19 protein-coding genes are annotated in these 21,773 nt (G+C 39.5%); 11 read left to right on the forward strand and 8 right to left on the reverse strand.

The window, feature by feature from the left end:
- The first annotated feature begins 486 nt into the window (after positions 1–486).
- On the forward strand, positions 487–3,603 hold the full coding sequence (locus tag ACKI4K_RS02470; RefSeq protein ID WP_407421939.1) for a hypothetical protein: 3,117 nt from the start codon (positions 487–489) through the stop codon (positions 3,601–3,603).
- A gap of 249 nt (positions 3,604–3,852) precedes the next feature.
- Here ACKI4K_RS02470 and ACKI4K_RS02475 read toward each other — a convergent pair whose 3' ends face one another.
- The 3 genes from ACKI4K_RS02475 to comD all read right to left on the reverse strand — a co-directional run bounded on the left by ACKI4K_RS02475 (position 3,853) and on the right by comD (position 5,368).
- Entirely contained in the window at positions 3,853–4,113 is a 261-nt protein-coding gene (locus ACKI4K_RS02475) for a MarR family transcriptional regulator (RefSeq protein WP_407421941.1), read from the reverse strand.
- A gap of 219 nt (positions 4,114–4,332) precedes the next feature.
- A complete protein-coding gene (gene comE / locus ACKI4K_RS02480; RefSeq protein ID WP_407421943.1) occupies positions 4,333–4,872 on the reverse strand; it encodes a sulfopyruvate decarboxylase subunit beta in 540 nt (179 codons plus the stop codon).
- A gap of 4 nt (positions 4,873–4,876) precedes the next feature.
- A complete protein-coding gene (gene comD / locus ACKI4K_RS02485) occupies positions 4,877–5,368 on the reverse strand; it encodes a sulfopyruvate decarboxylase subunit alpha (protein ID WP_407421945.1) in 492 nt (163 codons plus the stop codon).
- A gap of 190 nt (positions 5,369–5,558) precedes the next feature.
- On the opposite strand from comD, the gene cofH reads away from it, so the two are divergent.
- Both cofH and ACKI4K_RS02495 read left to right on the forward strand, forming a co-directional pair.
- Positions 5,559–6,677: a 5-amino-6-(D-ribitylamino)uracil--L-tyrosine 4-hydroxyphenyl transferase CofH gene (cofH, locus tag ACKI4K_RS02490; RefSeq protein ID WP_407421947.1), complete on the forward strand. Its 1,119-nt coding sequence runs from the start codon at positions 5,559–5,561 to the stop codon at positions 6,675–6,677.
- 8 nt (positions 6,678–6,685) lie between these two features.
- Positions 6,686–7,258: a thymidylate kinase gene (locus ACKI4K_RS02495; RefSeq protein ID WP_407421949.1), complete on the forward strand. Its 573-nt coding sequence runs from the start codon at positions 6,686–6,688 to the stop codon at positions 7,256–7,258.
- Positions 7,259–7,272: 14 nt separating this feature from the next.
- On the opposite strand, the gene priS is transcribed toward ACKI4K_RS02495, so the two are convergent.
- The gene (gene priS / locus ACKI4K_RS02500) at positions 7,273–8,244 is read right to left on the reverse strand and encodes a DNA primase catalytic subunit PriS (protein ID WP_407421951.1); all 972 of its coding nucleotides are present in this window, start codon (positions 8,242–8,244) and stop codon (positions 7,273–7,275) included.
- A gap of 97 nt (positions 8,245–8,341) precedes the next feature.
- On the opposite strand from priS, the gene ACKI4K_RS02505 reads away from it, so the two are divergent.
- On the forward strand, positions 8,342–8,857 hold the full coding sequence (locus ACKI4K_RS02505) for a hypothetical protein (protein WP_407421953.1): 516 nt from the start codon (positions 8,342–8,344) through the stop codon (positions 8,855–8,857).
- A gap of 24 nt (positions 8,858–8,881) precedes the next feature.
- On the opposite strand, the gene ACKI4K_RS02510 is transcribed toward ACKI4K_RS02505, so the two are convergent.
- Positions 8,882–10,606: a Na+/H+ antiporter NhaC family protein gene (locus ACKI4K_RS02510; protein ID WP_407421955.1), complete on the reverse strand. Its 1,725-nt coding sequence runs from the start codon at positions 10,604–10,606 to the stop codon at positions 8,882–8,884.
- Positions 10,607–10,976: 370 nt separating this feature from the next.
- Positions 10,977–12,311: a DNA primase large subunit PriL gene (gene priL / locus ACKI4K_RS02515; protein ID WP_407421957.1), complete on the reverse strand. Its 1,335-nt coding sequence runs from the start codon at positions 12,309–12,311 to the stop codon at positions 10,977–10,979.
- 158 nt (positions 12,312–12,469) lie between these two features.
- Between priL and metG the strand changes: the two genes are divergently transcribed.
- Genes metG through ACKI4K_RS02540 form a run of 5 tightly spaced genes read left to right on the forward strand, consistent with a single transcriptional unit; the run spans position 12,470 to position 18,227 of the window.
- Positions 12,470–14,461 carry a methionine--tRNA ligase gene (gene metG, locus ACKI4K_RS02520; RefSeq protein WP_407421959.1) on the forward strand — a complete coding sequence of 664 codons (1,992 nt, stop codon included), beginning with the start codon at positions 12,470–12,472 and terminating at the stop codon, positions 14,459–14,461.
- 12 nt (positions 14,462–14,473) lie between these two features.
- Complete coding sequence (locus tag ACKI4K_RS02525; RefSeq protein ID WP_407421961.1) at positions 14,474–16,051, forward strand: DUF530 domain-containing protein; 1,578 nt, start codon at positions 14,474–14,476, stop codon at positions 16,049–16,051.
- A gap of 7 nt (positions 16,052–16,058) precedes the next feature.
- Entirely contained in the window at positions 16,059–16,529 is a 471-nt protein-coding gene (locus ACKI4K_RS02530) for a hypothetical protein (protein ID WP_407421963.1), read from the forward strand.
- Between the two features lie 4 nt (positions 16,530–16,533).
- On the forward strand, positions 16,534–17,547 hold the full coding sequence (locus tag ACKI4K_RS02535; RefSeq protein WP_407421965.1) for an MraY family glycosyltransferase: 1,014 nt from the start codon (positions 16,534–16,536) through the stop codon (positions 17,545–17,547).
- An 8-nt stretch (positions 17,548–17,555) separates the two neighbouring features.
- The gene (locus tag ACKI4K_RS02540; RefSeq protein WP_407421967.1) at positions 17,556–18,227 is read left to right on the forward strand and encodes a 2,5-diamino-6-(ribosylamino)-4(3H)-pyrimidinone 5'-phosphate reductase; all 672 of its coding nucleotides are present in this window, start codon (positions 17,556–17,558) and stop codon (positions 18,225–18,227) included.
- A 213-nt stretch (positions 18,228–18,440) separates the two neighbouring features.
- Here ACKI4K_RS02540 and ACKI4K_RS02545 read toward each other — a convergent pair whose 3' ends face one another.
- Positions 18,441–18,905 (reverse strand): DUF2115 family protein, encoded by a 465-nt coding sequence (locus ACKI4K_RS02545; protein ID WP_407421969.1) that lies wholly within the window; start codon positions 18,903–18,905, stop codon positions 18,441–18,443.
- Complete coding sequence (locus ACKI4K_RS02550; RefSeq protein ID WP_407421971.1) at positions 18,902–19,567, reverse strand: histidinol phosphate phosphatase domain-containing protein; 666 nt, start codon at positions 19,565–19,567, stop codon at positions 18,902–18,904. The genes ACKI4K_RS02545 and ACKI4K_RS02550 overlap by 4 nt, the downstream gene beginning before the upstream one ends.
- A gap of 87 nt (positions 19,568–19,654) precedes the next feature.
- Here ACKI4K_RS02550 and ACKI4K_RS02555 point away from each other — a divergent pair, with 87 nt between their 5' ends.
- Positions 19,655–20,878 carry an FprA family A-type flavoprotein gene (locus ACKI4K_RS02555; protein WP_407421973.1) on the forward strand — a complete coding sequence of 408 codons (1,224 nt, stop codon included), beginning with the start codon at positions 19,655–19,657 and terminating at the stop codon, positions 20,876–20,878.
- Between the two features lie 104 nt (positions 20,879–20,982).
- The gene (locus tag ACKI4K_RS02560; RefSeq protein ID WP_407421975.1) at positions 20,983–21,489 is read left to right on the forward strand and encodes a flavodoxin; all 507 of its coding nucleotides are present in this window, start codon (positions 20,983–20,985) and stop codon (positions 21,487–21,489) included.
- The last annotated feature ends 284 nt before the right edge of the window (positions 21,490–21,773 follow it).

The following is a 21,773-nucleotide window of genomic DNA, read 5'->3' on the forward strand; positions in this document are numbered from 1 at the left end:
TGATAAAAATATCGAAAAAACATCAAACAAAGTCGAAAATTACTACAGACAAACCAATTCAGAAAAAATAAAGAAATTATACAAAACTAAAAACGGAATTCTGACCTTCTTGGACTACCAAATGGAAAACTGGACAGAAAACACATAAAAATCAAATAAGCCTATAAAATTTTACAGACTCAAATAAATAAAAAAGAAACAAAGTAAAAACAATCACTTTGTATTCAAAATCTCTTCTTTTAACTCAGTAAACTCTGCATCAGATAAAACTGGCTTACCTTTAAGTTTAACTGGATGCTCAACATTAAATTATAACTTTATTTTTTTAAAATAATTTTTTTTCTTCTCTTTTTAATATTCAGCCTGCTTTTTCCTAGTTTTTATATATAACTTTTAATAAAAATATAGTCAAATAAGATTTTCTTTACATTCAATCTTATTTTTTTGAAATGTAAATACAGTTTGTTTAATTGTATGGGGGTAAATATGAAGTATAAAAAGATTTTAATACTTACTTTTATTTTACTGGCTATTCTATCAGCTGGTGCTGTCAGTGCATCCGAAGATGTTGATGTTATTGCACAGGGCTCTGATGTAATAGTTAATCAGGATAATGCTATTGACGGCGATGTTGAATTAAATCTGACTGATGAGGATGCGCCGACTTCGGATATCTTATCTGATGGCGAAGCAATTCAAAGCGGTTCTGATGATGCAAAGTTAATAATGGAACCTGATGAATATGGAAGTCTGCAAAGTCTTGACAGTGTTGAGAGTGCAGATATCCTGAAGATAGATGATGAAGGTTTCATTGACACTGCCTTGACTGCTGAGGATATCAACACTCCTTATAACAGTGGAGATTATTTCACTGTTAATCTGACAGATGTCTACGGCAGTCCAATCGGTGATGCCGCAGTCATAGTCTCTTTCGAAGAGTATAATGAAACTGTCTATACCGGTGAGCTAGGATTGGCTTATGTTTCAGTCTATGGCTTGAAACCTGGCAGTTACACTCCTCTGATTAGGTTTGATGGCGATGGAATTTACACTTCTTCAAGCACTACCGCTAACGTTGTCATTACTAAAATGGACAGTGCCATGACTTCAGCCAACATCATCAATCCTTATAATAGTGGTGAGGATTTGCTGGCTTATCTGGTTGATGCCAATGATCATCCGATTTATGATGCCGCTGTAGTGGCTCTTTTCGGCGAGTTTAATGAAACGGTTTACAGCGATGAGAATGGTGTGGCTAGGATCTCTCTTCAGGGCTTGAAACCTGGTGCTTACACTCCTTTGATTAGGTTTGAGGGTGATGACTATTATAATCCTTCAAACGTTGCTGCAAATGTCGTTATCACTAAAGCTAATAGTGATGTGGCTGCTGAGGATATCACCACTGAATATAATAGCGGTGAAGATCTCATAATCTATTTGGGAGATTCATACGGGCATCCGATTGATGATGCGGCTGTCATAGTTGTTTTCAATGATTTTATGAAAACTGTTTATACCGATGAGTATGGCTTGACTAATGTTTCCCTTAAAGGTTTAAAAGTGGGCACATACACTCCTTCAGTCATGTTTGTGGGCAATGATTATTATAATCCTTCAAATACAACAGCCAACATTGTCATCACTAAAGCAACCACAAATCTTGCTACCAGTTACAGCGGAGGCATATTGTCCGCTTTATTAACAGATGATAACGGCAATCCGATTGCCGGTGCTAAGGTTGGATTTGCTGTTAAGGGCGTAACCTATAGTTACACAGATGAAAACGGTGAAGCAAAGTATTTCACTGACGGCTTGGCCGAAGGCACCTATACCGCAAGGGTGAAATTTTATGGCGATGACAACTATCTTGAATCCAATCAGATAGTGACCGTGATTAAAGTGGTCAAGATTGCCACAAATCTGAAGGCTTCTGATGTGAGTGTTCTATGCAATGATGAGAATGGTTATCTTGTTGCCACCCTGAAGGATGCCAGCGGCAATGCTGTTAGCGGTGCCAAGGTCGGCTTTGCCAATAATGGTGTGAAATATGTCTACACTGATGAGAACGGTCAGGCAAAGTATTCCACCAAGGACTTGGCTGAAGGTACATACACAGTAAAGATTAAGTTTTATGGTGACCGCGTTTATGCCGCATCCAATCAGGCAACCGCCAAGGTTGTTGTAGGTAAGATTTCCACTAGCTTGAGGGCTTCCGATGTGAGCGTTTTATGTCGTGATGAGAATGGTTATCTTGTTGCCACCCTGAAGGATGCCAACGGCAATGCTGTTAGTAACGCTAAGGTTGGCTTTGCAAACAATGGTGTGAAGTATGTCTATACAGATGAGTTTGGTCAGGCAAAGTATTCCACTAAGGATTTGGCTGAGGGAACATACACTGTAAAGATTAAATATTACGGCAACGGCACCTATCGTGCATCCAATCAGGCAACCGCTAAGATTGTTGTAGGTAAGATTTCCACTAGCTTGAAGGCTTCTGATGTGAGTGTTTTATATCGTGATGTGGACGGTTATCTGGTTGCCATCCTGAGGGACGCCAATGGCAATGCTATCAGCGGTGCCAAGGTTGGCTTTGCAAACAATGGTGTGAAGTATGTCTATACTGATGAGTTTGGTCAGGCAAAGTATTCCACTAAGGATTTGGCTGAGGGAACATACACTGTAAAGATTAAATATTACGGCAACGGCACCTATCGTGCATCCAATCAGGCAACCGCCAAGATTGTTGTTGGCAAACTTGCCACTAAATTAACCTCTGCAGACGTGACTGTTCTTCATGGTGCTGAAGACTATCTGGTTGCCACCTTGAAGGATGCCAACGGCAGAGCTATCAGCGGTGCCAAGGTTGGCTTTGCAAACAATGGTGTGAAATACTTCTACACCGATGAGAATGGTCAGGCCAAGTATCCAACCAAGGATTTGGCTACAGGCACATACACTGTACTGATGAAATATTATGGAAGTGGCGCATATCGTGCATCCAATCAGATAAGTGCTAAAATCCATGTGGCAAGTAAAGTTGTACCTAAATTATCTTCAGCGGATGTTCATGTTCTCCCTGGTGAAGACGGTTATCTGGTTGCCACCTTGAAGGATGCCAACGGCAAACCTATTAGCGGTGCCAAGGTTGGTTTTGCAAACAATGGTGTGAAATACTTCTACACCGATGAGAACGGTCAGGCCAAGTATTCCACCAAGGACTTGGCCGAAGGCACTTACAATGTACTGATGAAATTTTATGGCAATGATGCTTATGAATCATCCAATCAGGTAAGCGCCAAAATTCATGTGGGCAAATATATAACCCCTAGCTTGACCAGTAATGGTGTTTCAACCAAATATGGCGCCAATAGCTATTTCGTCGCCACTCTGACAGGCATGAACAATAAGCCGATTGCCGGTGCAAAAATATTATTCACTGTAATGGGTAAAAAGATACTTGACATTACCGACAGTTCAGGCCATGCCAAGATATCCACAAAGGGATATTCTCCTGCAATATATAATGTGGCATTCAAATACGCCGGAACTTCCCTTTACAGTGCAGTGACTTCATCTGCAAAAATGATAATCAGGAAGGCGTAGCGGTCAAATCCATGAAGAAATAGATAAGGGGACTGATTTCTCCTTATTGCTTTTATTTTTTTAGGGTTGAATGTCCTTAAAACTTTTTTTTAAAACCATATTAATGATTTTTTAGACTTTTTAAATTAGGATGAAGTATTTTGATGATGATTTTTGATAAAAAGGATGGGATGTTCTGCTTGAAATTCCGGTTTCAGGAAATTTGTGGGCATGTTGTGCTGGAAGTTCTTTTTGAATATCAACATTGCTCTATAAGTATTTTATGATTTCCAGACCTATATCGGTACATTTATACAATCTTCCTTTTCTTACCTCTTCATTAACACACACAACCAATCCCTGCTTTTTCAAATCAGCCAATGATCCGGATGCCTGGCTGGTTCTTATGTCCGCCTCCCTTGCAATTTCGGAAGGCATTTTCAAATCGGTACCGATGGTCTTCAGTGTTTTTGTCCTATTGATTGATACCTTGACATATCCCAAGAGTTCAAATAATTTGCGTTCATCCATACTAATAATTCTTTAAATTCACTTAATAATCTTTTTATATCAATTATATTTTTTTAAGTTGATTTAATAATAAATTAAACATAAGATAGTTGAAAATAATTAAGTTAAGGTGATTTGGGACTCTGTAAATCTTTTAGAATGTACCTAATTAGGAATAATTCTGGTGATATTTTTTTCATTAAAATAAGCAAAGATTATTAATAGATTAAAAGCATTGAATTAATCAATCGCTTTCATAAATCTATTCTTAATCTCAACGGGTGTAAGGTCAATGATTGGAGCGGAGGAGTTTCCGGCTTCCGTTTCATATACAATGAAACTCGCATCTTCACTTTTGATTATTTCACTTAAGTTAATGTCTTCGAATTTAAAGCTGTTTTTGAATCCGACACTTTTGGCAATTTCAGACAAATCAAGTGCCTGTGCATAGGTGTCCTGGTTGCCTGTTGAGCCATAAGCGCCATTATCTATTACAATCCAGGTTAAATTGCCAGGATTGTTTGCAAATATGGTTACAAGTGAACCCATATTCATTAAAAGTGACCCGTCCCCATCGATTACAACAATGTCCTTATCTGGACTGGCAAGGGCCAGACCAAAGCCTATAGATGATGCAAGCCCCATTGACCCGATCATATAAAAGTTTTCCTTCCTGTCTCTAATGTCGTACAGCTCCCTTGATGGAAATCCGATATTACAGATAACAAGTTCATCTCCAATACAATTCATTATGTCCATTATAGCTTCTCTTCTTGCCATATTATCACCAATAGCTAATTTCTAAAAGAACTGAAACGGGTTTTCCTTCTTTGACAGACAAACCCCATGAATTTATCATGGCTTCATAGGCTGCTTCAGGACTGGCCGGTTTGAAAAATCTGAAATCCATCGCTTCCAAGATTCTTGGAGTGGATTCTCCCATTGGGACCTGCCCGCAGATGCTTTCACCTTCGGTGCCTCTGTGGCTCATTACCATCAGAAGTGGGAATCCATATAGTTCGGTCAATGATTTGAGTGCATTCACTGAGTTTCCAAGTCCGGAATTCTGCATTAGAATTGCAGGTTTTTTACCTCCCAGATATGCGCCTGCACATATTCCGATTCCTTCCTCTTCACGTGTTACGGGGATATGGATGATTTCCTCATCCTCATCAATCATATCCAGTAATTTTGATAGGTTGACGCAGGGAACGCTTACAATAAAGTCAATTCCGACATCTTTAAGTCCGTTAAAAATAGCTTCGCTACTGTCCATTATATCACATCATAGAATATATAATTCATTACTTAAATAGCTAATTTATCGGTTATGATTATTATTCTTCAATCTTTCTTAATTTCAATTGATTAAACTTCAATATATCAGGTTATCTTATTGTAAATTTTCATGCATTCAATTTTATTTATAGAAAGTTTTTTATCTGATTTAATATTAATATATAATCATGTTTGATAAACTGCCGGTATCTGCTAAAACTGAAAGGATTTTATCAAAATCTTTGGATGAGGCCATTAGTGTCGAGGAAGCAAATCACCTGATGAACATACGGGGTCATGATCTGTATCCGCTGCTTGCAACTGCGGATTATTTGAGAAGCGAGATTGCCGGGGACAATGTCACTTTCATCAACAACTGCAATATTAATTTTACAAATATCTGTACAGTCAGATGCGGTTTCTGCGCCTTTGGAAAGGATGCCGATGACCCTGAAGCATATGTCCTGAATGACGATGAGATATTGACTAAGGCGGAAGGTGCGGTTGAAAGGGGAGCCCATGAGTTTTGTGTGATGGGCGGAGTTCTTCCGGATGCGGACATTGAATATTACGAGCATATGCTGCAGCTGCTGAAAGGGCAATATCCAGATGTTATGATTCATGGATTTTCCCCGACCATGATTGCCGATGCATGCACGTTATCTGGAATAGACGTTGCTGAAGGGTGTCAGAGACTTAAGGATGCCGGCTTGGATACGCTGCCCGGCACTGCCGCCGAGATTTTAACCGACCGCTCAAGGGAACTGATCTGTCCTGAAAAGGTGAGCGTGGCAGAGTGGATTGGCATTGTTAAAACCGCTCACGAAGTTGGAATTCCAGGTTCCGCCACAATAATGTATGGGCATGTGGAAACCCTGGCCGAAAGGGTGGAGCACCTGGACATTATAAGAAAACTTCAGGAGGAAACCCACGGTTTCACGGAATTCATTCCGATGACATTCATGCATGAATACTCGCCAATATTTCTGGAAGGCCAGTCAAACTTGGGAGCCACCGGCACTGAAGATTTGAAATTATATGCAGTGGCCAGATTGATGTTAAGGGATTTAATTCCAAATATACAGGTATCCTGGGTAAAAATGGGATTCAGATTTGCTCAAGTTTCCCTGACCGCCGGTGCCAATGATTTGGGCGGAACTTTAGGTGGGGATGAACTGTCCGAAGCTTCCGGTGCCCCTGACGGAGTCGACGCATCGATTGAAACCTTATCCAGGATTGTTAGAAACTTAGGCAGAAACCCCATTGAGCGAAATTCCAAATATACGGAGTTTTACCCTATAAAATAGGTGAGGATATGAATAAGTTTATTGTGATAGATGGACTTGACGGATGCGGTAAGGATACACAGGTTAACCTGCTTGTCGGTGCATATGAAAGTAAAGGACGAGATGTCACTGTCCGATCACACCCTTGCTGTGACAACAAATTCGGTAAAAAATCGAAACAGGCCCTTCTAAAGACAGGTAAAATAAATCACCTAAAGGCCACTGTCTATTTTGGCCTTGACGCATTAAGGTCAGTTCACATATATTATTACAATAAGAGGACTGATGTTTTAATATTTTCAAGATATACCATGGCGGTTGCCTATCTTCCGAATGTGGTTAATGTTATCGTTTATAAAATTGTTTCAGTTGTGCTTCCAAAATCAGATTGCATGTTCTTTTTGGATGTGACTCCTGAAGAATCCTTAAGGCGCATCAAGTCACGTGATGAAGCCGAGGAAATGTTTGAAAACATTGATGATTTAAGAAAAGCACGTTCAAAAGCAGCCAAGGTTACATATGAATGGAATGTTGTTCCTGCCGATGGGCCTGCTGAAGAAATCAGCGGCAGAATACTAAACAAATGTCTGGAATCAGACTGAATTGCCCTTTTTTTTCATTTTCTTTCATAAACAAATTTGGGAACGGCTTTTGAGAATGGGTCGAATGTTTCCCTGTTTTTGACTTCCATACATTTCATGCTCACTTTTGAGTGGAGTGATGAGGGAAGTCTTAAAATTCTTTTTAAATCTATGGTCACTTTGGCATCAATTGTAGCGAGATTGACACGAGCCATGGCTTCAACTAGGTTTTTATACCTTCTGGGACCGATATCCCTTTTGAAGTATCCCCAGTCATCATTTTCAAGATGATGTCTTGATTCCATAATGTCCTTCATTAGTTTGGGGTTGATTCCATCGAGTTTCTCATTTCCAACCAGGTGCTGAATGTTGAATTTCACTTTATCGGTAAATATTTTCGAATATCCCACAGGAATTGAGAAATGTTCAAAATTGAATGTCTGGTTAGACACTTCAGGGTTCATGAACTGTGATTTGGGAACTTCCGCTCCTGCAACATACTTCAAAACTTCAGACCTGAGCTCGCTTGTGGCGGTCATCATATCCTCATCCAGAATCCTGATGTGGTACCCCCTTCCGGAATAGATTAGATGAATGTTTTTAAGACCCAAATCTCCTTCCAAAGTATCAATCAGTGCATTGACAATTTCTAAAGCTTCACCAAGGCAGGTTTCACACACGCCGTCGCACTGGCATGACCTGATTGGGATATCCTTTGCATCCACATCGAAAATGTATTCTGCTTTTAGCCAGTCTTCCCTTCTTCGGGGATTGTTGTAAAATGCCACTGAGATATATGCCGCAAAAGGAGCCTTATACCTTAGGAATTTTCTTAGGGATTCGGTTCCTTTGAAGACCTTATACCTGTCGTTCGGTCCGGTTCCGTTATGGTCAAAACCGAATTCCCGCTTTTTTATATCGGTGGCAATGAAGTCTGGCAGGTCTTTGACATCCCATTCCTCACGATAGTATTGTCTTCGTTCCTTTAAAGTAGCTTTAGAAAACATTTTATCACTATTTATAGTTACATCATTAAACTATATTAAATTTAAGTAAGTGTGTTTTTGCACACTTTTATAAAACATGATTGTGAAATATATCATCATGGAAAAGACAGTTGAAGTGATTGGTGTTGAACATCTCAAAACGGTTCTGTCCGGCCTGACTCCGGAGGAAATTGTAAGGCCTGCATTCGACAATTGGATTTACGCACAAAGAACAGGACACACAGTATTGAACCTGGAAAATGCAAAAGTATACGGGTTGGGAATCGAATTCAACCAGCTTCCTCTAGTGGATGATATCTATATTGAGCTCTTCACCATAGAATCGACAGAAGACCCGATTGACGCTCAGGAACTTTTTTCAAAAAGCGAATATGAGGAGTTTTTGGAATTCACCAGCGACGAGCCATGCGAATATATTCCAGACATTATAACTGATTTTTGCGAAAGGAATAATATTGACGAGTATGAGCGAAAAATTGGAATTCTAGCTTATAATTTTGAGAAAAATGAGAGAAACAATTACAATATGTGGGAATCATCCATTTTAAACAAGTATTATGATGCCATATATGAGGACCATAATCCATTCAAGTTTTCACAGTCATCACTGTAAAAAAAATAAAAAAAGTGAAGAAAGCTAGGCAGCCTCTTCAAATTCTACTTTTTCACCGATCAATCTTAAACCGATGTACATCACTACAATGCCGACAGGGATGCAGAAGTACCATGCAACTCCAAATCCTGCTGGGATGTAACCGAACACGATAGCTATGGCTGCAACGAACATGGCATAATAGATTTGCGTACTTACGTGGTCGATGTGGTTACAGCTTGTACCCATACTTGACAGAATGGTTGTATCTGAAATCGGTGAACAGTGGTCTCCGAAAATGGCTCCTGTCAATACTCCACTGGTACAGACAATCACGAATCCCATTTCAGGGTTAACCGCCCAGGCAAGAGGGATTGTTAAAGGCATCAGGATACTCATTGTACCGTAGGAAGTACCGGTTGCAAATGAAATCAATGCACCTAATATAAAGATCAGTGTTGGCAGAATCCAGAATGGAATTGTGTCTTTGAGGATACTTACCAGGTAATCTGCAGTACCGATATCACCGATGACTCCACCCAAGGACCAGGCGAGCAATAGAATCACGCCGGTAATGACGATGGTTTTCATACCTCCCACCCATTCGCTGATGGCCTGTTCGATGGTCATTATCTGCTGAAGAACAGCCATTACAATGGCAACAATGGAGGCGAGCAATGCTGCTTGGAATAAAGCAACGGATGCATCGGATGCGGATAATGCTTCAAAAATACCATTAAAGGATAATGGGGCTGTTTTCATTAATGTAATAAGAGTTTGATCTTCTCCGGCTAAGATTCCGGTGTATCCGCTCCAGTAAAATGCGATAAGTGCACCGATAATCAGTGTTCCGATAGGAATTATTGCGTTCCAGATGCTTAATTTAATTCCTTCAACCGGTTGCACCTCGTCAAAACCAGGGGCTTCAAGAGCTTTGATAGGTTCTGATTCCTTTCTTGCACGTGCCTTTTGCTCCGCTTTTTTCATTGGTCCGAACTCATATAATGTGAGTGCAGAGATTACAATGAATATCAATATTAAAATGTTATAGAATCTGAATGGAATGGTCTGTAGAAATATTCCAAATCCGCTTACATGCATACCGATTGATTCAAAACCGGCTGCAATTAAACTTATTTCCAAACCAATCCAAGTGGATATGATTGCAATACCTGCAACAGGTGCTGCGGTTGCGTCCACTACGAATGCTAATTTTTCTCTGGATACTTTAAGTTTGTCCATTACAGGCCTCATGATAGGACCTACAATCAGGGAGTTTGCATAGTCATCAAAGAATACGCATAAACCTAAAAACCATGTGATGAGCTGGGCTTTTCTTGGAGTGTTGGCACGGCTGGCCAAAGCATCGGCAAGGGCTTTTGCCCCACCCATTTTTGTAATCAGCTGTATTACTCCTCCAATAAGCAAACATTGAAGAACAATACCTGCATTCCATGGATCGGCCATGCATGAAATGACCTGGTTTCCTATTGCCAGAAATGCATTGATTCCGCTTTCAATAATGTTTAGGTTATTGACATTAATCATGAATTCTCCAACGAAAACTCCTATAAACAAGGACAGAATTGTTTCTTTTGTAATAAATGCTAATGCAATAGCCACAAGAGGAGGTAATAATGTTAACACTCCGAACCTCACTGCATTATCATCTCCTGCAGGAGCCTGTGTGATTATCAGTGACAATACAAAAAGGGCTATTACAGAAAAAGCAGTTATTATCCCGATTTTCATGTTATTGTTCATGTTCATAAATTCCACCGTTAATTTAAAAAATATTTTTTAAAATTGTAATAAATATAATTTAATTAGGATTTATCTAAATGACTTTTAATTTATCCTAAATTAAAATGAACCAATATAATTATCGTTTAATTCTCAAAGATTATAATTATTAGTTGATTTTTATTTTTAATCCTAAAAATCATTCCAGATTAATTAAATCATATTCATTATTTGTATTTTATATTATAAAAAGTATAACGATTAAAAATTTTAAATTAATCTAGCCTTATTCAATTAACGGATATCTAAGAATGTAGTGCTATTATTAATGGCTTTAAATAAATTGGTCGAAATGCATATCTTTTAGTAAAAATAGTTGACATTCGATTTTTGGATATTATTCGCTTTTAGACTGCTGATTGTCAAGCTGATATTTTTTTCGGCCATAGCAGGATAGGGGATTGTTGATGCCTTTACAGGATTTGTCCGGATGGCAGAGTTGGGGCAGGTGAATTTTGATTTTCTCACAGCTCATTGGAGTATACCATTTGGTTTCGCCTTCATGATTTATATCTATTTTACTGTGCATTCCAAAGCCCAGTTTTGAGATGATGTTGACTTTTTCCTGTGGCTGGTCTTCAAATAGGGGCGGTGTACAGTTATCGGCGGCATCGAAAATCAAAGGTAGGATTTCATTTTCGGTAATTGACAAATCGGGATCCATGTCGGACACTTTAACGGTTTCGTCTGATGCAAATATTCTCGGATACAGTCTTGCATAGGACGCGAAGGATGTTAAGAGAAGCACGATAGCATCATTGCGCCCGCCGGAGGAAACACCCTCAACAGTTGACTGGATGCATGGAGGGAAAGCATCAGGATTCAATTTTCCGGCCTGGACGCTACCGTATATTCCGCCGCTTCCGGCATAGTACTGGTTGTATTTGCTAATCTCGTCAGGAATAAACTCCTTCAGTTTTTCGCTGATTTCAACAATTGCCGGATGGATTTCAACATGTGCAGACATTTCCTTGATTCTTTGAATGTATTCTTCGGTTTTCTGCATTATGAGCCTGGATAGAATCTGTTCCTTTACGTTGTCTCCTATTAGGATATTGTACATTCTCTCAGGGTTTCTATCGGAGAACTTGTCGGAAAACCTGTCTAAAAAGTCATCGCTTTGAAGTATTATGTCCCCATCATCAATTAACAGATCAGACAATTTAAGCTTTTTGGAAGCTATAACCTCTTTAAGGGAGTTCCATTTGATTGCACCGTCGGTTTTCACTTCATCCAGCACTTCATCAATAATGTCCGCCCTTGCCATTGGGGGTATTTTGGCCAACCTTTCCTGAATCAGTATTCCCTGCGATTCGATAAAGAGTTTGGTTTCACGGGAACCGACGTTGAACTGGATTGCAATGGCTTGGCATAATATGTGAAAGATGACCACGTCCTGCATGAACAGCTCGCCATTTGTCAGGTATTCAAATTCAGCCTGGGTGAAGTTTTTATTGTTCTTCTTCTCAATGGCCCATTGGACACGTTTCATTGCATAATCGCTATATGATTTGGGGATTAAAGTGTCATCTGAAATTCTCTGATTGGGGGTGTGCATAATCTCTTCAATCAATCGCTCGTCTTCATCAAATATTTTATTCAAATCCCCATATTCACGAATGATCTGTTTTCCTTCGTTTGACAATGGGTTGATATAAGAAACTTCAGCCATGTTTTTAACTTTTTATTTTATCCATTAAATAGCTAACTTATTTTTAAAATCAATTTTGACTATATTTCATTAATTTATAACAGTGTTAAAAATAATACTTTATTATATAGTAATGACATAATTATAATATGTTTAAAATAAATAAGGGGAAAAGATAAATGTCTAAAATTTTTATTTCATGTGCACTTCCTTATGCAAATGGGCCATGTCATCTGGGACATATCCGTTCTACTTATCTGCCTGCAGACATCTATGCAAGGTACAATAGAATGGTCGGCAATGATGTGCTGATGGTTTGCGCTACCGATGAACATGGAACACCAATTGCCGTTAAGGCAGATAAGGAAAACAAAAAACCGATTGAAATCTCTAAAAGGTATCATGATATGATTGTTCGTGATGTGGAGTCAATGAGCATATCTCTGGATAACTTCACAAGAACAACCGATGAAATCCATTATGAGATTGCCCAGAATTTCTTTAAGGATTTGTATGACAATGGATTCATATACAGAGAGGACATCCAGCAGTTATATTGTCCGAATTGCAATAAGTTCTTGCCTGACAGGTATGTTGAAGGATTATGTCCGGTCTGCGGATCTGAAGCTCGTGGAGACCACTGTGAAAAATGCGGAAAGGCGCTTGATCCAACAGAGCTTGACGAGCCGCATTGCATAACCTGCGGAACAACTCCTGAAATCAGGGACACCTTCCAGTATGCATTCAAACTATCGGAGTTTGAAGGGGATTTAATGGATTATATTTCAAACAATGACAATCTCCCTGCCAATGTGAAGAATTATGCGACCAACTGGCTGAAGGAAGGTTTGAATGACTGGATCTTAACAAGGGATATGGACTGGGGCATACCCGTACCGCTCGAGGAGGCCGAAGGCAAGGTGCTGTACGTATGGATTGAGGCATTCCTGGGTTACATCTCATCAGCCGCACAATGGTCAGCCCAATCCGGCAGGAAATGGAAGGAATACTGGGATGACTTTGTGGTTCATTTCATAGGCAAGGATATCATTTACCACCATTCAATATTCTGGCCGGGATTGCTTGAGGCATACGGATGCAAACTCCCCGACATGATTTATGCAGGTGAATTCCTGTCCCTTGAAGGAGAAAAAATGTCCACAAGTAAGAACTGGGTTATCTGGATAGCCGATTTCGTAAGGGATTACGAACCGGATCTGCTCAGGTATTATCTGACAATCAACGCCCCTTTAAACAAGGATTCAGACTTTTCATGGGATGATTTCCAAAGAAGAAACAATGATGAGCTGGCAGATGTGATTGGAAACTTCCTGCACATAACATTTACTTTTACCCGCAAGAATTTTGACAATAGGATTCCCGAATATGTGGATCCGACTGATGAGGATGAGAAATTCAGAAAAGCTATTGAAGAGCTGCCTGCCAATGCCGGCAGATATATAGCTAACTTTGAGTTCAGGGAAGGCTTGCTTGAAATATTTAAGGTGGCTAAAAAAGGAAACAAATACTTCAACGATCAGGAGCCATGGAAAGCGGTTAAGGAGAACCCGCAAAAGGCGGCTAATTGCCTGTACTTATCAAATCAGTTAGCAAAAACCCTGGCTTTCACATTAAAGCCGTATCTTCCAACCAAGGCAGATGCAATAGCTAAGATAATGAATATTGATGACCTATCCAATTGGGCGGATGCCAGTGTGGCGCTTCCTAGCGGATATGAAATAAATAAAGCCAAGCCTTTATTCAAAAAGATTGATGATGAAGTGATAGAAGCTGAAAAGGCAAAGTTACATGAAAACTTAAAAGAAAGTAGTGAGGATGAGAATATGAGTGATTTAATCAGTATTGATGATTTTGATGAAGTCGTAATTAAAATTGGCCAGGTATTGGAAGCGGAAAAAATAGAGAAATCCGACAAGCTATTAAAGTTGCAGGTTGACATCGGCGAGGAAAAACCAAGGCAAATCGTTGCGGGCCTTGCAAAATTCTATTCCCCTGAAGAGCTGGTGGACAGAAAGGTATGTGTTGTAGCTAACCTGCAGCCTGCAAAATTATTCGGAACCATGTCCGAAGGAATGATTTTGGCAACAGGAGAAAGCGGCGCATTATTATCTCCTGACGTGAAAGCTGAAATCGGTGAGAGAATTCAATAGAATCTGATTTATATGGAAGAATCTGTCCTAGTAAATAAAGCTGAGAGATATCTGAAGGAAATCTCAAATGATTCAATCAACTTGGATAACATTGATAATTTTGATGATTTCAAAAGTCTTTACTTTAAGCTAGAGGACAGATTGACTTTTTTACAAAATCTGAAAGATGATATGGATGCACAGGGATACACCACCCCCTTCACATCCCTAAGCAGATATGGAACAAAATCCGTTTCCGACGTGACTCTGGATGAGGTCGGCGAAAACAGCCGTCACAATCAGATATTCAGAATGAAGGCAAACGCCAAAAAAAACATTCTGGATAGAGTCAAGTCAGCCATCGACTCACATAAGATTGCCATTGGAAACCTTAAGCAATTCGGATATGTGAAATGCAGTTCATGTTATAGGAAATATTCCATTGAAGAGTACAGGAAAATGGACGGCAAATGCAGCTGTGGCTGCAAATCATTTGCATTTAAAATCAATAAGGAAGCAACCTACAGGCTTGAAATAATACCATATTTACCCCTTTCCGGAAATTATATGGTTTTAATAAGTCAATTTTCCAGTTATGGAAGGGATGCCCTTAAAAAAGTATTGAACATATTAAAACAGGAACGTAAGGGCGTTGTGAAAACAATTTCGCTTGTCATCAGATTCAAGGATGAAAACAACAGGCTGATTCGAAAGAACATTTCTTTGGACTCCGAATATGTGCCGAATTATGAGGAGGAAGTGAGGAAAAGGTATGGTGCCCGTGTAAGAATAGAGGCCTTAAGATTTCACAGAACAAAACCGGCCATCATTGATGACAAGCATGCCAGAACCGCACTTGCCATCGCTTATGTAAGGTACTGCGAAAATATAATATTGAACATAAAGGATGACATCCTAAAAAGGAAACTGTCCGATTTTAAAAGGATAACGAATTATGATAACATTCGCTTTGAATTTGAAAACAAATCTCCCGATTTTATAGACAAATACGATGTGGATTCAATTGATGCCTGGAGGAAAGCCCAGATTGAAAAGGAGCTTTTAAAATACAATTATCTGGACAAATTTGGAAATATGAAAAGGTCTCTTAAAAGGGATTTGAAAATACGGGACAATATCTACAAATCAACATTCGTGAATATTGCATCCGCCCTGATAACCTGGGACATGTTCAGATATTATCTGACGACTTCCAACAACTCCCGTAAAATAGATTCAGGACCATTTCCCTACATTCGTGTGGAACTTGACCGTGAACAGAGAAAGGTATTCCAGACAACATACACCAAGGTCATTGACATCTTAAACAGTTTTACAGACATTAAAATCATTCCTGTTTATGAGATGGACCTGATATTGTATGAAAAGTTCAAATTCGAAAAGCAAATCAAGAACTCCAACATCAAATTCAACCATGTGGCATTGGGCGCCGCCTTGATACATGAAAACTCGGATATGGAGATTAAGGAGATTGGCAATGCATTCAACATTAACGAATCCAAAATCAAAAAGGAAATTAAGAACATCAACAATATCAGAAATCCAAGGAGCGACAAGTCTAAGGAATTCCTAAACCTAATCAAAAAATAGTGATAATATGGACGAGGATGTAACAACAATTCATGTAACCAAGGTGTTGTCTTCCGTTCTCATTATGGATTTGATGGATGAATACCCCAATTTATGTGAGATCACCTGCGCTCCCAGCGTTTATGACAGAACCTCCAAAAAGTATATCGATGCATTAAGACAGCTTGACATTGAAGTTAAAAAGCAATATAATTGGGGTGCCAAAAGCAAAAGCAATGGCGAGGAGGTTATCGTTTTTAACCTGGCAAAGCAAGGTCTTAAAGCTCGTGAAATTGCCGAGAAGTTGAACATGAAGCTTAATCGCGTTTATTATTTGCTTAGAAAAAACAAGGATGATGTAAAATTTGATAATTATAAAAGAAAATATAATCATGATGAGGTCAAATCTTTATATGATGACGGACTTAAAGCCCGTGAAATATCAGAAAGATTGGACATGCCATTGAGGACGGTCTATTATATATTAAATAAGAAGTGATAATATGATGATTCTACCGCAACTTCCCCTATACGTAATCGCAATCATTTGTGGGTTGCTTTCGTTTTTGGTAACCCACCTGTCAATGCCTTTGATAATCAAAAAGCTTGAAAAGGCAGACATTGTCGGAAAGGACATTCACAAATCATGGAAGCCGATTGTGGCTGAAATGGGCGGATTCGGAATACTGTTCGGATTCACAATAGGAATGTTTTCCGGAATATATATGCATGACATACTGGCGTTTCCATTGTGTATAGTTTTGATTGTAATCCTGCTTGTGGGAATCATCGGAATAGTGGATGATTTGCTTGCATTATCATCAAAAGAAAAATTCTTCCTATTGTTTTTGGCGGGCATTCCATTGATTTGGGCGGCACCGCCTAATGTTGGGATTTTGTATCTGATTATAATTCCGATTGCCCTTTCGATAGGTGCCAACCTGACAAACATGCTTGCGGGACTCAACGGAATAGAATCCGGTCTGGGCGTCATTTCAATGACATCCCTGACCATCGCATGCATAATCTTGGGAAAATACGACGTAACAATCATTTCAATGAGTATGCTTGGAGCACTTATTTCATTTTTATACTTCAACAGGTATCCGGCAAAGATTTTCCCTGGCGACACAGGGACATTGATCATCGGGGCAGCTATTGTATCAATAGCATTCATCGGACGTGTGAAGCTGATTGCATTGATCGTTCTGATGCCGAACATCATCGATGCCGCTTTGAAGTTCTATTCAGCAGGAGTCATGAACCGCCAGCAGCAAAAGCCAACACAATTGAATGATGACGGCAAGCTGGTTCGTCCGGAAACCGGTTTTAAATCATTGATCAGATTAATCTTAAGAAAACCGATTGCAGAAAAGGATGCAGTAAAGATAATCTGGGGAATTGGAATAGTGTTCGGTATACTTGGTATTATTGTAGCATTAGTAATGCCGGGAATGCTTGAAAACCAGACACTGATGAACTTCCTGCAGATTAAGGAAATGTTCTATCATATTTAGGTGATTTGATGAGGCCATATGTAATATTGAGTGCGGCAATGACACTGGACGGAAAGATTGCAACTGCTACCGGAAGCTCAAACATCTCAGGAAAGAAGGACTTGGAAAGGGTCCATGAGCTAAGAAAGGAATGTGACGGGATTATGGTTGGAATAGGAACAGTCATGGCAGACGACCCGAGATTGACAGTTCACAAAATCAATGCAAACCCTGAGGACAATCCTGTTCGTGTTGTGGTGGACAGCAGGCTGAGGACTCCTGAAGATGCCAGAATTACGAATTGCGATGCAAAGACAATCATTGCGGGTGCAAATGAATACAAGGATGATTTTTTTGATTCTGATAAGTATGGGCTATTCAAAGAACGTGGCGTGAAATTCTTCTTTTCAGGTGATGAAAGGGTGGATCTGGTTGCACTGATGAGTTATCTTCATGAAGAGGGAATAGAAAAACTGATGCTTGAGGGTGGAGCAACTCTGAACTTTTCCATGTTGAAGGCCGGCCTGATTGATGAGATAAGGATATGCGTTGCTCCGATGGTTGTCGGAGGTGCCAATGCAAAGACTTTCTTTGACGGTGAGGGCTTTGACACCATGGATGAGGCAGTCCAACTGGAGCTTGTTGACTCATATTCATTGGATAAGGATTTGATTTTAACTTATAAGATTTTAAATGACTGATTTTTTAATTTAAAGAAAATATTGTCTAAATTTGAAAAATTGCAGTCAAAAACAACTAAAACTATATTAATTGAGATTGCATATCTATTAATCACTGGAAAAATCCATTATTGGTGATTAGATTTTTATGAAATTTTTTAGATTCAATTTTAATAATGGACATATTCAAAAAATAGTTAAATATGGGTTTAGTGTAGTTCAGATAATAATGTTCTAAAACATTCCGGAAAAACTTACATTTCGGCAGACACAGTATCTGCACAGAGACCTTTCATCATGAATGTATCTGGCACGGCCCTTGCAGTAGAACTCTCCATTGAAGCAATAAACGTCATCATTCTTATCTTCAGTATATGGGTGAAGGGGCATTTTGGCAATGAGGGTCAGGTACAGCGCAATGTTTTTGGTAAATTCTCGGGTTTGCGCATCACCAGATGCATACCTGTCGAAATAGAATCCAATATCTGACTGGATATTTTTAATTACGCCATCCTTTATTTCAAAATCATCTTTAATTTCTGTTTCATATATCTCATCATATACTGATGAGTTATATTTTGCAAGTTTTTTGGTGAGGGGATCCTTGTACCTGTCGTCGGTTGCCTTGTTTCGCAGGTAATCAATCGGATAGCCTTCCAGATTCTTTCGAATGATTTTCAATAATTTTGATGCCTTCATAAGATTCCTTTGCTTTTCAAAAGCTCACGAGGATTGTCTACAAGTGCCTTCATGGCCTCATCGTGTGTCATTCCTGCGCCCAGGGCAATCTCATATGACTTTTCAAAGGTTATCAGATTGTCGGGTGAGTGTGTGTCGGTATCGACCAAAAGCTTGTTTCCTACTTCGCGGGCAACGTTTGCCACATGTCCGTTTCCAAGGCAGTGCCCGCTTCTTGCTGAAATCTCAAGAAAGATGTCATTTTCCTTGGCGATTTCAGCCTCTTCAATGGTAATTAAACCGGGATGGCCCAGGATGTCGACGTGCTCTGATTCGACTGCGGCCCTGTTGGTTCCTGGAGTTACAGGTTCGTTTAAGGTTTCGCCGTGGACAACAACAATCTTTGCGCCCAGCTCTTTAGCGCGTGCTGCAATGCCGTCGATTGATTCGGTTGGGGCATGTGTAACTTCGGCGCCCAGAACGACGGTTATGTCCCAGTTTGCGTTGATATCGTCAATCGCATCCTGAATGGCGGGAATTGTATCAACATTTGACCAGTCGACATGGTCTGTAATGGCTATGACTTCATGATTTAATTTTAAGGCTCTTCTTGCAAGCTCTGAAGGCAGCAGCTCTCCGTCGCTGAACAGACTGTGCATATGTAAATCGATTCTTTTATTCAAAATATTACCTCTTGACATTAAATATAATATTTTATATATCAGCTAGAATATAAACTTATATAACTTAAATTAGATTGAGGTAATAAAATGAAGGCAAAAGCGGTAAAAATAACTGACGGTGTTTACTGGGTTGGAGTAATCCACTGGAACAGCAGAACTTTCCACGGATACGGAATTCCGGGAACCACCTATAATGCTTATCTGGTATTCGGCGAGGAAAAGACTGTATTGATTGACAATGCATATGTCGGCCTGCAGGACCAGTTGGATGCAAGGATTGAAGATGCATTCGCTCAGGAAGGCAAGGAAATAAAGATTGATGTGTTTGTCCAAAACCACTCCGAAATGGACCATTCAACATATCTGAGGGATACAATCGACAAGTACAACCCCGATGCTGAAATATATGCATCAGCCAATTGTATTAAATTTTTAGAAGCCCAATATCACAATTTCGGCGATTTGGAAATAAATGCAGTCGGAACAGGTGATGAACTGGACATTGGCGGAAGGACATTGAAATTCGTATCAGCACCGATGCTTCACTGGCCGGACAGCATGTTCACATTCTTGGCTGAAGAGGGCATTCTGTTCTCAAACGATGCGTTCGGACAGCATGTATGCCACTCCAAAAGGTTTGACAGTGACTATTCCATGGACTATCTGCTCAAGGAAGCAAGGAAATACTATGCAAACCTTGTGACATTAGGCTCACCGATGCTTAGGATGAAACTGAATGAATTAACTGAAAACGGTCTTCTGGAACAAATCAAGATGATTGCACCATGCCACGGTCAAATTTGGACAAACCCTGGACCAATCGTTGAAAAATATTCAGAATGGGCATCAGGAGTCTGTAAGGACAAGATCACTGTCATTTATGACACCATGCACCACTCCACAGAAAAGCTTGCCTTCCAGATTGCTGAAGGAATAATGAGCGAGGATGTGGAAGTCAGAATGTACTTCATGCAGGAAGACGGTCCTGATGACGTGATTACGGATATCCTCGACTCTAAAGCCATTGCACTAGGTGCCCCTACAATGATGAACAAGGCGTTTCCAAGAATCGGTAACATGATGTACTGGCTTGACTGCGTCAACTTCAAGGGAACAGGCAGTGAAAAGAACGCTTTGATATTCTCATCCAAAGGATGGGGAGGAGGAGCCATTGCAAAACTTCAAAGGGATTTGGAAGAAGCAGGATTCACCGTAACAGACACTTTGGATGTATTGTTCGTGCCTGATGAGGATGTTTTGGCTGAAGCGTTCGAAAAGGGCGCAGAGCTTGCAAGGTCAATCAAGGAATAGGTCAAACCCTTTCCTTTCTTTTTTTTATTACTCCTGAGGATTGTTGATATTAACAACATTTAAATATTAACTTTTTGCAATATGTTATTAAAGGAGTCTTTTCCATGTCAGGTATAGTAATTTATTTTTCAAGGGCCGGCGAGAACTATTTTGGAGGCGAGCTCAAAAACATTGAAAAGGGAAACACGGAAGTGATTGCAGAGTACATTCATGAAATTGCAGGTGCAGACCTGTTTAAGGTCGAGCCGAAAGTAGAATATCCTTCAGATTACATGAAATGCATAGACATTGCCAAAAAGGAGCTTGCAAAGAATGCAAGGCCCGAAATCAAAGAGGGATTAAGTGATGTTTCAGATTATGGTACTGTCTACATAGGATTTCCAAACTGGTGGGGAACACTTCCGATGCCGATGTTCACACAGCTTGAAAAACTGGATTTCGCAGGCAAAGTAATAAAGCCGTTTGTCACTCATGAGGGTTCAGGCTTCGGAACAAGCAATAAGGACCTTAAAAATTTATGTGCCGGAGCAGAAATCAAAAAAGGCCTTTCAATTCCTGGTGCTGATGTTTATGGTGCGAAAAGCATAGTTGAAGCATGGATTGATGAATGATTTTTATTACGTTTTTTAATTATTTTTCCATATTATGGACATATTGTTAATTTAATAATATTATTGCTTCAACTGTATAATTTTGAGGCTATTTTTCAATAAATTTTTTCTTCTTTTTTCAATTTGACTTTAAAAATTACCTGTAAAATCGAATAAATAATAACCTTGTAGAAACCCTCATTTAAAATACTTGAATTGCTCTGTAGATGTTGTATAATACATCTTTGAGTTTAGTTTCTTTATTTTGGAGTTTAGTGCTTCTACTATAGTTTCCTCCGTTGAAT

It is taken from the genome of Methanobrevibacter sp., assembly GCF_045644645.1.
In the GTDB taxonomy this organism is placed as follows: Archaea; Methanobacteriota; Methanobacteria; order Methanobacteriales; family Methanobacteriaceae; genus Methanocatella.

Excerpts from the sequence above, each read along its gene's own strand:
- ACKI4K_RS02470 (WP_407421939.1), top strand. The coding sequence starts at position 487 with ATGAAGTATAAAAAGATTTTAATACTTACTTTTATTTTACTGGCTATT.
- ACKI4K_RS02475 (WP_407421941.1), bottom strand. The coding sequence starts at position 4,113 with ATGGATGAACGCAAATTATTTGAACTCTTGGGATATGTCAAGGTATCA.
- comE (WP_407421943.1), bottom strand. The coding sequence starts at position 4,872 with ATGGCAAGAAGAGAAGCTATAATGGACATAATGAATTGTATTGGAGAT.
- comD (WP_407421945.1), bottom strand. The coding sequence starts at position 5,368 with ATGGACAGTAGCGAAGCTATTTTTAACGGACTTAAAGATGTCGGAATT.
- cofH (WP_407421947.1), top strand. The coding sequence starts at position 5,559 with ATGTTTGATAAACTGCCGGTATCTGCTAAAACTGAAAGGATTTTATCA.
- ACKI4K_RS02495 (WP_407421949.1), top strand. The coding sequence starts at position 6,686 with ATGAATAAGTTTATTGTGATAGATGGACTTGACGGATGCGGTAAGGAT.
- priS (WP_407421951.1), bottom strand. The coding sequence starts at position 8,244 with ATGTTTTCTAAAGCTACTTTAAAGGAACGAAGACAATACTATCGTGAG.
- ACKI4K_RS02505 (WP_407421953.1), top strand. The coding sequence starts at position 8,342 with ATGGAAAAGACAGTTGAAGTGATTGGTGTTGAACATCTCAAAACGGTT.
- ACKI4K_RS02510 (WP_407421955.1), bottom strand. The coding sequence starts at position 10,606 with ATGAACATGAACAATAACATGAAAATCGGGATAATAACTGCTTTTTCT.
- priL (WP_407421957.1), bottom strand. The coding sequence starts at position 12,311 with ATGGCTGAAGTTTCTTATATCAACCCATTGTCAAACGAAGGAAAACAG.
- metG (WP_407421959.1), top strand. The coding sequence starts at position 12,470 with ATGTCTAAAATTTTTATTTCATGTGCACTTCCTTATGCAAATGGGCCA.
- ACKI4K_RS02525 (WP_407421961.1), top strand. The coding sequence starts at position 14,474 with ATGGAAGAATCTGTCCTAGTAAATAAAGCTGAGAGATATCTGAAGGAA.
- ACKI4K_RS02530 (WP_407421963.1), top strand. The coding sequence starts at position 16,059 with ATGGACGAGGATGTAACAACAATTCATGTAACCAAGGTGTTGTCTTCC.
- ACKI4K_RS02535 (WP_407421965.1), top strand. The coding sequence starts at position 16,534 with ATGATGATTCTACCGCAACTTCCCCTATACGTAATCGCAATCATTTGT.
- ACKI4K_RS02540 (WP_407421967.1), top strand. The coding sequence starts at position 17,556 with ATGAGGCCATATGTAATATTGAGTGCGGCAATGACACTGGACGGAAAG.
- ACKI4K_RS02545 (WP_407421969.1), bottom strand. The coding sequence starts at position 18,905 with ATGAAGGCATCAAAATTATTGAAAATCATTCGAAAGAATCTGGAAGGC.
- ACKI4K_RS02555 (WP_407421973.1), top strand. The coding sequence starts at position 19,655 with ATGAAGGCAAAAGCGGTAAAAATAACTGACGGTGTTTACTGGGTTGGA.
- ACKI4K_RS02560 (WP_407421975.1), top strand. The coding sequence starts at position 20,983 with ATGTCAGGTATAGTAATTTATTTTTCAAGGGCCGGCGAGAACTATTTT.